Annotated in this window: 11 protein-coding genes; 2 read left to right on the top strand and 9 right to left on the bottom strand. The window is 56.1% G+C overall.

The window, feature by feature from the left end:
- Positions 1–44 precede the first annotated feature (44 nt).
- Entirely contained in the window at positions 45–1,079 is a 1,035-nt protein-coding gene (locus LC531_RS03435) for a DUF6371 domain-containing protein (RefSeq protein ID WP_223648926.1), read from the top strand.
- 8 nt (positions 1,080–1,087) lie between these two features.
- On the opposite strand, the gene LC531_RS03430 is transcribed toward LC531_RS03435, so the two are convergent.
- From LC531_RS03430 to LC531_RS03420, 3 genes are all read right to left on the bottom strand, one after another.
- A complete protein-coding gene (locus tag LC531_RS03430; RefSeq protein WP_223648925.1) occupies positions 1,088–4,084 on the bottom strand; it encodes a type I restriction endonuclease subunit R in 2,997 nt (998 codons plus the stop codon).
- A 144-nt stretch (positions 4,085–4,228) separates the two neighbouring features.
- A complete protein-coding gene (locus tag LC531_RS03425; protein WP_223648924.1) occupies positions 4,229–5,617 on the bottom strand; it encodes a restriction endonuclease subunit S in 1,389 nt (462 codons plus the stop codon).
- Positions 5,605–6,507 (bottom strand): Abi family protein, encoded by a 903-nt coding sequence (locus LC531_RS03420; RefSeq protein ID WP_223648923.1) that lies wholly within the window; start codon positions 6,505–6,507, stop codon positions 5,605–5,607. The genes LC531_RS03425 and LC531_RS03420 overlap by 13 nt, the downstream gene beginning before the upstream one ends.
- Before the next feature lie 256 nt (positions 6,508–6,763).
- Between LC531_RS03420 and LC531_RS03415 the strand changes: the two genes are divergently transcribed.
- Positions 6,764–7,591 (top strand): IS5 family transposase, encoded by an 828-nt coding sequence (locus tag LC531_RS03415; RefSeq protein WP_223648922.1) that lies wholly within the window; start codon positions 6,764–6,766, stop codon positions 7,589–7,591.
- Between the two features lie 21 nt (positions 7,592–7,612).
- On the opposite strand, the gene LC531_RS03410 is transcribed toward LC531_RS03415, so the two are convergent.
- The 6 genes from LC531_RS03410 to LC531_RS03385 all read right to left on the bottom strand — a co-directional run bounded on the left by LC531_RS03410 (position 7,613) and on the right by LC531_RS03385 (position 14,553).
- Entirely contained in the window at positions 7,613–9,328 is a 1,716-nt protein-coding gene (locus LC531_RS03410) for a type I restriction-modification system subunit M (RefSeq protein WP_223648921.1), read from the bottom strand.
- 148 nt (positions 9,329–9,476) lie between these two features.
- On the bottom strand, positions 9,477–10,199 hold the full coding sequence (locus tag LC531_RS03405; RefSeq protein ID WP_223648920.1) for a hypothetical protein: 723 nt from the start codon (positions 10,197–10,199) through the stop codon (positions 9,477–9,479).
- A 24-nt stretch (positions 10,200–10,223) separates the two neighbouring features.
- Positions 10,224–11,198, bottom strand: coding sequence for a relaxase/mobilization nuclease domain-containing protein (locus LC531_RS03400; RefSeq protein WP_223648919.1), 975 nt, complete (start codon positions 11,196–11,198; stop codon positions 10,224–10,226).
- A gap of 17 nt (positions 11,199–11,215) precedes the next feature.
- On the bottom strand, positions 11,216–11,587 hold the full coding sequence (locus LC531_RS03395; protein WP_223648918.1) for a plasmid mobilization protein: 372 nt from the start codon (positions 11,585–11,587) through the stop codon (positions 11,216–11,218).
- A gap of 2,241 nt (positions 11,588–13,828) precedes the next feature.
- Positions 13,829–14,134 carry a hypothetical protein gene (locus LC531_RS03390; protein WP_223648917.1) on the bottom strand — a complete coding sequence of 102 codons (306 nt, stop codon included), beginning with the start codon at positions 14,132–14,134 and terminating at the stop codon, positions 13,829–13,831.
- A complete protein-coding gene (locus LC531_RS03385; RefSeq protein WP_223648916.1) occupies positions 14,131–14,553 on the bottom strand; it encodes a hypothetical protein in 423 nt (140 codons plus the stop codon). The genes LC531_RS03390 and LC531_RS03385 overlap by 4 nt, the downstream gene beginning before the upstream one ends.
- Between the last annotated feature and the right edge of the window lie 80 nt (positions 14,554–14,633).

Raw genomic sequence — 14,633 nt, 5'->3', positions numbered from 1 at the left:
AAGTGCTAAAAGTGCTGGTCTAAAAACATCTTTTTTCCACACCTATGAAACGATACCGCTACGAATTCGTGCCTTACACTGGGCGCAAATCACATGGTATTTGCCCGGGCTGCGAGCGGCCACACTGCTACTCGCGCTACGTGGATACCCACACAGGAGAACTACAGCCTGAGCGCTATGGCAAGTGCAACCACAAAGTGAGTTGCAACTATTTCGTGAGTCCATACCATATCGGAGCAAGCGGCATCAGCTTTGCCACACAATTATATCTGGAACGAAAGCTCGGCAAATCGCGCTCGCCCGGCATTCCATCAATTCCTCGCCATGTGCGACCGGCCCCCATCAAGACTGTGTGCATACCACAGTCCGTTTATCAACAGTCGATGCGTAGGTATGAGGATAACGCGTTTGCTAAGCTACTACAACAACATTTTGGCTGCGATACGGAGCAGGAATTGCTGCGCAAGTTTCACGTGGGCACATCCAGGTACTGGCCTGATGCTTGTGTGTTCTGGCTGATAGATGAGCGCGGGCGCGTACGCGCTGGCCAGGTAGTACAATTTGATGAAAGCGGCCGCACTGTTAAGGCTCCTGAACGTCGTACCAGATGGGTGCATACGGCGATGACTCACCGTCTGCGAAACAGCAAAAGTGCTTTGCCAGACTGGTTGATTGAATATAATAGTAGCAAAGGCAACTGTGCTCATTTGTATGGGCTGTTTCAGTTAGCCACAGCCCCTGCCTCCTATCCGATAGCAATAGTGGAAAGTCCTAAGGCAATGATTATTGCGAGCGTATATTTTCCGCAATTCATCTGGATGGCTACTTTGGGATTAGGTAATCTAACTGCCGAACGGCTTGAACCACTACGGGGGCGTCGCATCGTGTTGTGGCCCGATGTTGGCGGCTACAACCACTGGCAGGCCAAAGCGGCTGCCTTGAGCAAATTGGGCTTTACCATTCAGGTATCTGATTTGCTGGAAAAGAAGGCAGTAGATGAGCAAGGGCTTGACTTAGCAGATGTGCTACTGCGGGAGTGGGTGGGATACCCACCTAGCTGGGATGAGAAGGAGTTATAGCTACCCCACTATGCCTCCCCACCCCGCCGCAACGTCTCGTATACGCGCTTGAGCATCCACTCCTGTACCATGCCGCCGAAGTCCTTGTCGGCGAAGAGGCGGTTGAACATCTCCTCGTTCTGGTCGCGGCGCTCCAGCACTTGCTGCCAGAAGTTGTCGTCGAAACCGAATTTGAAGTTTTCGAGGGTGTTTTGCTGGGCCTGCTTGCTGAGCATGGGGTTGGCCACCAGGTCTTGTTCTATCTGGTCGAAGAGGAGACGGTCGGTCGCGTCGAACTCGGTGCCGAAGCGCTCGTTCAGGACGTGGATGATGGCGGATAGGCGGTCCTTCTCCTCCTTAGCGTGGCGCAGGCCGGCTTCGCTGGCGGGGTCGAGCTGGCCGTTCTGGTCTTTCTCGGGGGCCAGGTGGGTGGTGCCGACTTTTTGCAGGCGGTAGTACTCCAGGGCTACTTCGTCGTTGAGCACGAAGCTGTCGGCGTCGCGGCTGGGGGGCAGCTTGGTGAGGAGCAGGCGGCCGTAGGCGAACAGCTTTTCCAGGTCGGCATCGGTGAAGGGCATCACCTGCGAGAGGTAGGCGTAGAGGCGCACGAAGCTGGTGAGCGTGTGCTTGAAATCGTCCTTGACCTCGGCATCGACCAGGTACTTGTAGCGCTGCACGGCGGGGTCGAGGAAGCTGTTGAGCTTGCCCTGGTCGGTGGGCGTGAGGGCGTTGGCTGATTTGAAGAACACCTGGCCAAACGCCTCTACCTCTTCGGTGTAGATAACGTTGCGCTGATCCAGGCGGGCCTTGAGGTCGTAGAGCAGGTTGGGGTCGGGGCTTTCGCGCAGGTAGGTGGCCTCGTAGTAGGGCTGGAAGGACTCCAGGATGGTATCGAGGTCGTTGGCGAAGTCGAGCACGAAAGTGTCTTCCTTGCCGGGGGCGGTGCGGTTGAGACGCGAGAGGGTCTGCACGGCCTTCACGCCGCTCAGCTTTTTGTCGACGTACATGGTGTGCAGCAGGGGCTGGTCGAAGCCGGTCTGGTACTTGTCGGCCACCAGCAGCACCTGGTAGTCGTCGCTGGCGAAGGCTTCGGGCAGGGCCTTTTCGCTGATGCCACCGTTCATCTTGGGCTCCGTGTATTCGAAGTCATGCTCGTCTACCACTTTGCCCGAAAAGGCCACCAGCGTTTTCATGTCGGTGTAGCCCTGCTGCTTGAGGTAGCGGTCAAACTCCTGCTTATAGCGCACGGCGTGCAAGCGCGAGCCGGTTACCACCATCGCCTTGGCCTTGCCACCGATTTTGTGGCGCACCACTTGGCGGTAGTGCTCCACTATCACTTCCGTTTTCTGGGCCAGGTTATGGGGGTGCAGGCTCACGAAGCGGCCAATGGCGCTGGCGGCCTTCTTCTTGTTCAACTCGGGGTCGTCGGTGATGGCCTTGCTGACGCGGTAGTAGGTATCGTAGGTGGTGTAGTTGCGCAGCACGTCCAAGATGAAGCCCTCCTCGATGGCCTGGCGCATGCTGTAGAGATGGAACGGCTCATGCTGGCCCTCGGCGTTGGGCTGGCCGAATACCTGGAGCGTTTTGGGCTTGGGCGTGGCCGTGAAGGCGAAAAAGCTCAGGTTGGGCTGCTGGCCGCGGGCCTCCATTACGCGCCGGATATTGTCTTCAGCGGTGTCCTCGGCCGGGCTATCGGCTTCGTCCTGGGCGGCTTGCGCCAGGGTGCGGCCGGTGAGCACCTGCTTCATCTTGGTTACGCCCTCGCCGCTTTGGCTGCTGTGGGCCTCGTCTACTACCACGGCGTAGCGGCGCTGGGGCAGGTCGGCCACCTTCGCCACCACGAAGGGAAACTTCTGGAGCGTGGTGATGATGATGTTGGTGCCGGCTTGCAGGGCGGCGGCCAGCTGGGCGCTGTCTTTCTCCACTTTCTGCACCACGCCCTGCTTGTGCTCAAACTGGAAGATGGTGTCCTGGAGCTGCTGGTCGAGCACGCGGCGGTCGGTGATGACGATAACCGAATCGAAGACCCGGTTGGCGGCCGCGTTATGCAGGCAGCTCAGGCGGTAAGCCAGCCAGGCAATACTGTTGCTCTTGCCGCTGCCGGCCGAGTGCTGAATCAGGTAGTTGTAGCCAGCCCCGTGCTGCTGGGCGTGCCCGCTGAGGCGGCGCACGGCATCGAGCTGGTGGTAGCGCGGGAAAATGAGGCTGTGCTTTTCCAGGATTTTCCCATCGGGCGTTTTCACCTTTTCGGTTTGCACGTGCAGGTAGCGGCCCACGATGTCGAGGAACGAGGTGCGGCTCAGCACCTCCTCCCAGAGGTAGGCGGTGCGGTAGCCGTGCGGGTTGGGCGGGTTGCCCGCGCCGTGGTGGTGGCCCCGGTTGAAGGGTAGGAAGCGCGTTTTGGGGCCGGCCAGGCGGGTGGTCATGTACACCTCGTCGGGGTCCACGGCGAAGTGGACCAGGGTGCGACGGCGAAACTGAAACAGCAGCTCCAGCGGGTCGCGGTCGTGCTGGTATTGCTTTTTGGCGTGGTCCGCCGTCTGGCCGGTGAGGGGGTTTTTCAGCTCCATCGTGGCCAGCGGGATGCCATTGAGGCTCAGCACCACGTCAAGCGACTTCTTGTTCAGCTGGCTGTAGTAGAGCTGGCGGGTCAGGCCCAGGCGGTTAAGGCCGTAGAGGCGCTCGGTGTCGGGGTTGAGGTCGGTTTCGGGCCGGAAATAGGCCAGGTGGTACTTCACGCCCAGGTCGGTGATGCCGTTGCGCAGCACGTCGAGCGGGCCGCGCAGCTCCAGTTCCTTGCCCAGCCGCTGCAAGAACTTGGCGGCGGCCTGCGGGCCGTGTGCCTTCTCTGTCTTAGCCCAGGCTTGGGGCTGCGTGGCTTGGATAAATGTCAGCACCTCGGCCGGGAAGAGCGCTGTGGCCGCGTCGTAAGTGGCCGCCGCTACAGCCGCGTAGCCGCCCTGCGTGGTGAGGTGGTGCTCCAGGGCTTCTTCAAACGCTTTCTCGGTGTGGATGGCGGCGGGCATGGGGGTAGGACGGGTAGCGAGGCGTAAAACTAGCAGCCAACCGGCTGCCCATGACGGTTACCTAAGGCATACATAAGAAAAGTGGCCTAGGAGCCTCCAATGGCCGATGCCGCGAGGCTAAAACCCCGTTTTGTTACCTGACGGTTACCTAAGAACCGCCGCCGGGGTATAGTGCCGCACATCGAGCTGCCCGGTTACGGCCTCGGCGATGAGGGCGGCGCGGTACTCTTGCAGCAGAGCTATTTCCTGGTTGATGGTATCGGCAGTTTCCAGAATGCGGCTTGTCTGCTCCGCAACGTGGTCGACAATGGTTTGCTGCTCATGCCGGCTAGGCAATAGTATCAGCATGTTCTTTAGAAACTCCTGGCTGATATTCTGCATTGAACTGCTAGCACCTGAAGATTCTGACTGAATCTGAAAACGGCCATACCATGAGCTGATTATCAGCAACACATACTCTTTGTTAGCGTTTTCTCGAAAGAACAAACGGAATATCTTATCACAGAGTAGCAGCTTTGGTCTTACTTCTCCGACTACCACGGCGCTGCCAACTAGCTCTTTGGTATTCGCTCTCGAAATCAGGAAATCCCCTGGGTTGATTTCGTACTCGGGTAGTGGAGTCAATTCCGAAGGAAGCGCCTTGTTTTCTGTTGGGTCAAAATCCAGCCCATTTACACAGCCAACTTTCAAAACGCCCCATTCTTCTGGTTCGGCTGGCCGACTCTCACACGACGGGCTCCACCCTTGCTCCAGATTAACCAGCAGATGCTTCAACTGCTTCACCTCCCAATATGCGGGCACCTCCCCCAGCCACTCCACGCCCGAATCGCGCAGGGGCGCGGCGGCATCCAGGCCTTTGGTCACGGCGTGGTTGATGAGGGCGGCCCGCTCCTCCCGCAGCAGCTCCAGCATCTGCCGCTTCTGGGTGATGAGCTGGTCTAGCTGGGCGGTTTTGTCGTCTAGGAAGGCAGTAATGGCGCGTTGTTCTTCAATCGAAGGAACAGGCAAAGGAAACTCTGTCAGAAAATCAGTTGGCACCCGCTTTTGGCCGGCTGAACCGACCATTACACCTTCGCCTAATCTCAAAAACAGCTCTGACTTTACCGTATAGAACAGAAACCGGGAAATGGTTAAATCATGCTTCGGTCGAATCACATGAAACTCAGTGGAGCCGAACCCAACAGGAGTTACCAAATTCGTCAAGACAGTTGCTTTGCCATTCTCGAAGCAGGGCGTGATTTTCGCCAACAAGACATCGTTCTGCTCGAAATAGGTGTAACCGCTTTGCACGTCAGCCAAAGCCTTGAAAGTATCCTGCCGAAAGCTACCATCTTCTCCCACAGCCTCCATCGGCAGAAAGACTACTGCTTCAGCACTTTCGTCAAGTTTTAAACTATCTCTGCTTGGGTTAATGGTTGCTACAAACTTCAGCTTCTTAACCTCCCACCCTACCGGGATTTCCGGCATCCACTCTACGCCAGTCGGCTTATAGGCTGGATAGCGGCTCACTTGCGGTTCTACTAGTTCTGCCATAATGGTTCTTGGTGCCAGTTTTGGGGGAAGCCCATTGCGGCCGGGTCAGCGGCGGGGTATTTTGCCAGCAGGTCGCGCAGGCGCTGCGGCAGGCCGGCGGCCGGGTCGATACTGTGGAGCAGGTATTTCATGCCAATCAGGGCCGTATAGAGCTTATTGGGCTGGCGCGGGGCGGCTACCACAAAGAAGGCGGGCGGCTTGGGCAGCAGCCGCGGCACGGTGGTCAGGTTGCGATTCCAGAGGCGCGAGTGGTGGGCACACACATTGCGCACCTCCGTAATGCATTGCAGCCACGGCGCTAAATAGGTCTTGTTGAACACCAGGAAGCGCCGCGCTACCAGGTCCGTTTCGGGCACCGCGGGCAGCAGGTTGCCGTATAGCCGCGACAGCAGCCCGAGGGACAGTACCTCTAAGGTTTTCCAGGCCGGCGGCCGGCGGGCATCCGTGGTGTAGCGCTGGTAGTGGTCTTGGATAAACGAGTCTTTAGAGCGGTCCAGCTCGTCGTCAATCTTCAACAGGTTGCGATTGTGCGCCCCCAGGTTTCTAAACAGAGCCGGGTCTTCAAACCACCACGGCGAGTGGCCTAGCGAGAAGAGGTAGATGAGCCGAGTCCGCAGCGCGATTTCGATACGCTCAATGGTATCGAATACCAGCAGCCGCAGCTCGCGGTCGAAATTGTAGAGGCTGATAACCGTATCGAAGTCGCTACCCGGCTTGAAGGTATGGTTAACCTTGTCGTCCTGCATCGGCCACCAGTAGCCCGCTAGCCGGTAGTAGCTAATGGTTTCCAGCTGCTTAGCAGCCCTGGCCGGGTCGGCTACGTGCAGCCCACGGGCTTGAAGCAGCGCTACTTGGTCGGCGATGGTGAGCGCCTGTTTGCCGTATATCATTGGGTATAGGGCAAAAAAAAGACTCGCCCTGGTACGCTGTTCTGAAGGGAAGCGTGGCGAGTACTGTTGTTACAAAGGTACAACATCGTACACGCAATTACAATTTTCCTGCACAAAACTTGCACGTAGATTACAGAGAAACTACGCGCAGATTACACAATGAACCTGTTTAGGAAGGAGGTAGCGGCGAGCAAAACGCAAAAACTCCCACAAAAGCGAGAAATTTGAGGTGCGACCCATCTCCTTTCTCTCCTTCATGGAAGTCCTGACCAAAGATATGATTATCCGCTGGATACTGCCTCATTTGCCCACCCGCACGGGTGGCCGGCGGCCGGCTGCTGACCCGGCCGAGGTCGTTGGAGCCATCTGCTACAAGCTCAAAACTGGCTGCCAGTGGCGGTGGCTGCCCGTCAGAAGCCTGTTCACGGGGCCGCCATTAAGCTGGCAGGGGGTGTACTACCACTTTAACGCCTGGGGCAAGCAAGGAGCCTGGAAAAATCTGTGGCTCACCAGCTTGCGCCTGCATCGACGCCGCCTCGACTTATCCAGCGTCCAACTCGATGGCAGCCATACGCTGGCCAAGAATGGCGGGGCCGCTATCGGCTACCAAGGCCGCAAGGCGGGCCGCACCACCAACGCCCTGTTCCTGGCCGACAACCAGGGCCTGCCGCTGGCTGTGGCCACGCCCCAGGCCGGTAACCAGCACGATACGTTCGAGTTGGAACGGGTGTTTGCCGAGTTGTGCGACTTACTCGAAGCCGCCGAGCTGCGCTTGGAAGGCTTGTTTTTGAATGCCGACAAAGCCTTTGATGTCAGTAGCTTGCGCCAAGCCTGTGCGCGGCGCGGCATCGAAGCCAACATCCCACGCAACCGGCGCTCAGCCGACTGGCAGACCGATGACGACACCCCCCTGGACCCGGAACTCTACCGCCGCCGCCTGGTCATTGAACGCCTCAACGCCTGGCTCGACGGCTTTAAGGCCCTGCTTGTGCGCTACGAAACCAGCTTGCAAAACTGGCTGGCTCTGCACTGGCTAGCCTTTACCGTACTACTACTGCGCAAAATTGCCCCGCCTACTTCCTAAACAGCTTCAATAGAAGGCATTTTAGTCCACAATGGTGTGCAGCAAGCCTTCCGTTTTGGCTTCCAGCCGCAGGATATCGGCCCGGATAGCTTGGAGCTGGCGCAGCGGCTGGTACTGGTAGAAGTAGCGCGTGAAGTTGATTTCGTAGCCCTCCTTGGTTTTGGTCAGGTCTAGGAACGCCTCGGGCACATGGGGCAGCACCTCGCGCCGGAAGTACTCGTCGGGGTCGTCGAGCAGGGGCACGTTCTCGAAGTCGCGCAGGCTGCCATCGGCTTTGGGCCGGCCCTTGCTGTCCTTCACCACCTTGCCGCTGGCATCGCGCTGGGGCTGCTCCACCGTGAGGCGACGGTAGCCAAAGGCCTCGTTGGGGAAAATCTTGCAAAATTCGCCCTCCTCGAAGCGCCCGTAGAGGGTGGTAATGGTGACCAGCTGGTCGTCGGCAATCACGTTGCGTTTGCTACCCAGGCTGCGCGGCATCTTCTGCGAAAAGCTCACCGCGTTGAGCAGCTGCACCTTGCCCTTGCGCTCGGGAGCCTTGCGGTTGGTTACCAGCCAGATGTAGGTGGTGATGCCGGTGTTGTAGAACAGCTGGTCGGGGAGCGCCACGATGCCTTCGAGCATGTCGCGCTCCAGCAGCCAGCGCCGGATTTCACTTTCCCCACTGCCGGCCGCCCCCGAAAACAGGGGCGAGCCGTTGAACACAATCGCCAGGCGCGTGCCCTCAGCCGTATTCTTCATCTTGCTGGCCATGTGCTGCAAAAACAGCAGTGAGCCGTCCGAAATGCGCGGCAGCCCCGCCCCGAAGCGCCCGGCGTGCCCCAGCTTCTCGTGCTCGGTCTTGATGGCCTTTTCCGCCTTCTTCCACTCCACTCCAAACGGCGGGTTCGACAGAATGTAGTCGAACTTGGCATCGGGCAGTTGGTCCTGGGTGAAGCTATTGCCCAGCTTGATGTTGTCGGCCCGGTGCCCCTTAATCAGCATGTCGGCCTTGCAGATGGCATACGACTCGGGGTTCAGCTCCTGCCCAAAGGCCTCCAGGCGGGCCTCGTCGTTCAGCTCGTGCAGGTACTCCTCAGCCACGCTCAGCATCCCGCCCGTGCCGCAGGCCGGGTCGTATATGGTCTTCACGATACCCTTCTTGGTCAGAATGTCGCGGTCCTGCAAGAACAGCAGGTTTACCATCAGCCGGATGACCTCGCGGGGCGTAAAGTGCTCACCCGCCGTCTCGTTCGAGCTTTCCGCAAACTTGCGAATCAGCTCCTCAAAGATGTAGCCCATCATCAGCGGCTTCACCTTGGCCGGGTGCAGGTCGATTTCCTGAAACTTCTTGAGCACCATGAACAACAGGTCGGCCGATTCCAGCTTGGTTATCTGGTGGTCAAACTCGAAGTGCTCCAGAATCTCGCGGGCGTTGGCCGAAAAGCCGTTGATGTAGTGCCGCAGGTTGGCCGCCACGTGGTTAGGGTCGGCCAGCAGCCGCTCGAAGTCAAACGGGCTGTGGTTGTAAAACGTCAGACCGGACTTTTGATTGAGCACCATGTCAGCCATTTCGGGCGGCAGGTTCTGCGTGCGCGGGTGCTCGGCCAGCACGGCAGCCTTGGTGGGGGCCAACACCCCGTCGAGGCGGCGCAGCACAGTCAGGGGCAAGATTACTTTGCCGTAGTCAGCCTGCTTATAATCACCCCGTAAGAGGTCGGCTACGGCCCAGATGTGCGCCGCGTATTGCTTGAAATCCATAGTCGTAAAAAAGGCTCCGCTTGGTGAAGCGGAGCCTTGAAAGTAAGACCGAGCCCGGCAACTGGCCGCCTCAGCTATTCATCACAACGTTAAAGCGCTAGCTGCCAACCTAGTTTTTATTGACTACCCCAGTAGCCTAAGCAGTCGCCTACTGCGCCGCTAGCTCCACCGATTGCGCGGCGGGCGCAGGATGGTAGTCGCGAAAGTAGCCGGCAGCCTTCGGAAACTTTCGCTTGTAGGCGTTTATCTGCCCGGAGTAGAACATACTAGCATCGGTCATTCGGTTACTCTGTTCTTGCAGAAGTGTACTTTGTGCTTGCAACTGCTCGTATTGCGCCCTGGGTACCCGGAAAAACGAACTGTAGATGATAAGGGTAACGAGGCAGATAGCAGGCATCCCGAGCACTAGCAGCAACAGCCTTTTGTCATGAAAAGCATCCAGTCCCACAGTTGTCGGCAAGCGATTTACGGTACTATCCACACGCTGCTCCATTGTATCTAGGCGTGCCGATATCGCCGCCAAAAATGACTGCACTTGCTGGTCTAGCCGCCTATATTCTTTATTAAGCCTAGTTAGCAGCTCCCCACCAGCCTGTTGCAATGTAGCCGGCGTTGGCAGTTCAGCCACCAGCACTGGACCTAATTGCTTCGCTACGGCAGCCGCATCTAAGGCGGGTATCTTGGCCACCAGCTTCGGGGCTAAGTTATTTGCCACTGCCTCCCCATTAAAATTTATGGTTGGGTTGGCCTTGGCCTCAACAGCCGCTAGCAGCTGTTGGATTTCTTCGCTGCTAGCGCCCTTTTGGGCTAGCAGCATCTTCATACCCTCCTCCAGGTACGTTATTTTCGAGAAAACTTCAGTAGCATCCATAAATAAAAGAAAATCAATAAGTTGTTACGAGCCAAACTCAAAGTCCTTTTGAGGTAGCACGGGAGCCTGGGTCACCTGCACAGCAGGTTGCTTTGGTGCCGTAGCCTGCTGCTTTTCCTTCGCTTGCTTCGCCCCATCAGCAAATAGCTGCCCTAGAGCCCCAGCAGTGAAGGCGGCACCAAGCTGCTGAGCAGCATCTTTCTGCGCTGGCGCTTGGGCCCGATATTCAGCGAAGGACTTCTGCAAGTTGCCGGCGCTGAAATCCTTCCCGACCTCGCTACCCTTGAAATCGAAGCCGTTTTTAGAGAAAACTACCCCGTACACGACTGGACCGTCTACCTTTTTGTGTTGCAGCGGCTTCACCACAATGCCATCCCAAACCACTTTGGCTTGTAGGTCATCAAACGAGCCAACCTTGCCCCGTTGAGGAGCTAGCGCATTGGCTACCTCGTGCCGCGTCCGTTGCCAATCTGCCTGCCTTACTTCTTTTGGCGTGCGTGCTTTCTGCTGGCTAGGGGTCGGGCCGGCTTGCTTAGCATGCTCGCGCCCGCGCTGCTCCGCCGATATCAGACCCAACTGGCGCTCCACTGCCTGAGCAGCCTCACGGCTGCGCTTGCCAATAAACTTATCCGAAATCGTTTTGCCGTCATTGTCAACTCGGTTGATGATGAGATGCGCGTGTGAATGGTGGCGGTCGAAGTGCTGTATCAACCCCCACTGGGTGTTCTCAATTTTCATCTCCTTGAGCCAAGCTACCCCCGACTGGCGGAGTGTCTCACCCACCTGCTCGCGCGTCCGGCCGATGCTCTCTTCCGGTGGCAGCGAGATGGCCACGTGCAGCACAGCATTGCCCAGCCCTGGCCGCCGGCTCCGTTGAAAATCGAAGTCGGCGGCCATGTGAGCCGCACTGTCTGAGCGCACGCCTTCGGCAGCCAATACCCGTGCCTCTTTGCACTCCTGCATGGCGTACTTGGTGATGCCAGGAAAGGTCTTTCCCACTTTAGTCTTCGCTGTCATCAGTTCCCACGGCCGCTGAGTTCTGCCATTTTTTGGTCCACCTGCGACAGAATTTGCTGCACCTGAGTCTGCGTTACCAGCCCTAGGTGTGCCAAGCTCATTAGCTGGTTTAGGTTCGTGGCTAGTTTCACCAGCTGGCCATAATGCTCGTCCAAAGCTGGCTCGTGCCGCATGGTGAGCGGCAACCCATTCCAGGCCATGCGCAGTAGCTCAGACCGGCTACGACCAGTGGTATTCACCTGCTCATTCAGCCGCTCAAAATCACCGGGCGGCATGGTGATAGTCAGCGAAACAGCGTGAACGTCCTGCTTCGGCCGGCCAGGTCCACGCTTCTTTTTGGGTTCCTCGGGAGCTTCGCTTTCGGGCATCATGGCTGGCTAGGAGTTAGAAGGTTAGAGCCCCCGGCATGGGCAAGAAGAGTGAGGCGATAGCCGAACGGAGTTTTGACACCGTCAAAACACTTCTTGCTCCCCGTATGCGCGTAATCTGGAGTCGTCTGGTGGCGTTTGTTAACTGCCCCACTGCCTTTTTGCGACCACTCCGAAATGAGTAAATCAGGAATAAAAATCACGATGCGTAAATGATGAATAGTACTTGATAAGCAATTGAAATTTCTGAACGAATACGCTAGCCCGTCTCTCAAAAACCCTATGCTTTTAGCAAGATAATAACCCGCAGCCTTATTCCAATCGTATTTTTAACACTCTAACTATTAATAATTTAAACCATGTTAGAATTATCATTTATCACGCAAAAGTGAATAAAACATGGCAGAAAATAACCCAAACAAACAAATCAGCGAGCTTATTTTAAACAATAATTACACGGCATAAAATCAATATCAAGTGCATACCAAAGAGTCATAACAGCACCGTTTTTTCATCGTCTACTAAATACTTGTGCATCGTTGCTACTGGTACTCCCGTGGCCAACTCAATCTTTTTGAACTGAGCCTCTACCCCCTGAAATTGTCGCAACTCAGCAATGATAGTATCTACTAATGGTGGTTTATCAGACCCTTTGCTACTCCAAGCTTGCCCTGCCTTAAACCACTCCGAAAATCGCACCTATCCCTATTTAGCAGTAACCACCAAGACACCAACAGCACCCCGGAATAACCCTTAATTATTCAGATACTGCTCAGTAAACGACTTGAATTATACTCCAGTCGCTACGAGTCATTGTACATGATTGAGTACCTCGGTTACCCCTCTCAACTAAAATAGTCTATACTTCAGAACAACATCACGTTAAAACGACGCTGATGAGCAACTGTCTTTCGCACCCCTCCTACGACCCTGATTTTTCAAGACCAAGACTACGAACATTCCTTTTAAATAATCCATCTTTACTATATTTCCGAGCCAACTCGCCCAAACTCGCATACTTATTCTAGCGCATTTGTATTTACAGTTTAGAAATCGACCCCGCTCAGTTTTCACACACCTGAGAGTCATTGGCCGCTCGTTTAAGTATTTTGTAAAATTATCTATTACATATTATTATACCTGAGCTGTAATACCATTCCTATAGAATCTGCTTTTTACTCGGGCAGACAATCTTTCTTTTAGGAAAACTGAGTTGGTTTAAGATAGTAACAATCCAGTATCGTCTGTCAACCATAAAATAAAGAAGCGCCACTTTTTTCAATTAGCGGCGCCTCATGGTAATAGGATATTTACTTTTTATCTAGGAGTGGCTGCCCCTACCTGCTTTGAGCAATCGCTGAAGCCGGTGTTCTACTTCTTGGCTCCCAGGGCATGCTCCTCCACCGGGTACGCCAAACGGTAATGGCCGCCCGACAGCTAAGCCCCAACGCCTAGCCAGTACTACCTGCTCAGCCACACGATTACCATGGGCTAGCAGACTTACCAGGGCGTACAAGCGTTGGCTCCCTGTTGGCTCAAGCATTTCTAGTTCGGGTAGAGCCCACACAGCTAATTCGGCAGCGTGTAAGTACTGCTGCGCTAAGTATAGAGTTGGTGGTCCGTAAAGTGGCGGGTCGAGCAACGGTAGTTCCGGTGAGTCAGACAAGTATTGTGCTAACTCGCTCAGGTCTTGGTCATTGAATCGGACTTGGTCGCCCCTTACCAGAAGTTCGGGCTGAAATAAATTCAATGTGTCCCTCCAAGTCTGAGCAGCAAGCACAGGAAAATGAAGTCGGAGCCGTTGCTTCAGATAAGCCAGCGCCTGTTCCTGCTGCTGAGCCGTGGCTTGGGCGTATGTAATTGATTGTCCTGCTTTGGCAGTAAAAGAAATAGACATGATGGGATGCTAAAAACGACGAAGACTATGATAGGAGGCAATGAATGAGGGCTAACCGCTAAAAAGTGGTGGCCACCCAGCGAGGAGAAGTGAGACAGCAGGGCCGCGGCTCACCAGCGTGTTCCTTTTAGAAAAGTGTATTCACCCAGTTGAGCAGCGGGACCGCAGCAGATGTGGGCCCTGGGGGTTAATGGCTTCGCTTGTCCAGAAGCGAACCTCGATTTTCAGCGCACATTCTCACATAAACAGTGAGGCAAAGTGCAGTAGACTACATGGTGAAAGGGACACACCGAAGCAACCTACTGGCTAGCCAGTGCAAGAAGAGTTGTAATCGAATGGAGACGCCCCTAGGGCTGGGAGGGCACCGCAGGAGGTACCAACCGGCCTTCCAACCATTCATCTTCTAACCAAGCATGGCGGACTTGCTGAGCCTCGGTCTTAAAGGCCTGTCGGCGGTCGCGCAGAGCCTCACGCAGCACATCCACTAGGGGTGCGCCGGTAAGACGCTCGATGGCGATGGTCAAGTGCTGGTTGTGGGCGTACAGGGTAACGGCGGTGATACCTGCCAGTTCGAGCATGGCCAGTTGGCACTGCTGGTACTTGGCCAGTTTACCGGCGCGGCGCAGTTGCTTGAGGTCGCGACGGTTACTCATCGTGCTTGACGGTTATGCAATAGGTTAAGGGACAGCACGTTGGCCAGCTGAAAACGAGCCGCCAATCGGTCAAAGGTGTTAACCCGGTGGTCAGGCAGGGGCGCGCCGACTACCCAGGTGAGCCAGGGTCGGGGCGAGTGGAGATAGTGGTCGCGAAAGGGCATGGCCCGCAGGTGGCGCAGCCTGCCGTTCGTGGCGTAGTAAGGTCGCTGGCGGGCAGCTTCGGCTTCGCAACAAGCGACTTTAACCCACATGCTTGTTTCCCAGCATATAAGGCGGGCAATGCCCTGGCACTTGCGGGTGAAAGGATTGGTTTGGATGTGCTCAACCTCGCTGAAAGGGTGGTTACCGGGGAGGGCCGCCAAGATGTGACGGCGTAGTTCACCGGGCACAGGCTGACCGGTTACATGCGTTTCCATGTATTTTTGGGGTAAGGTTTGCAAGAACCCACAGTAGTGCCTGGTAGAAACAGGTGCTATGCTTGAGGTCAGTCGTTTCA

The organism is Hymenobacter psoromatis (assembly GCF_020012125.1).
Classification (GTDB): Bacteria; Bacteroidota; Bacteroidia; order Cytophagales; family Hymenobacteraceae; genus Hymenobacter; species Hymenobacter psoromatis.
Note: the sequence above shows the minus strand (reverse complement) of the source record. Positions and strands in the feature narration are given on the sequence as shown.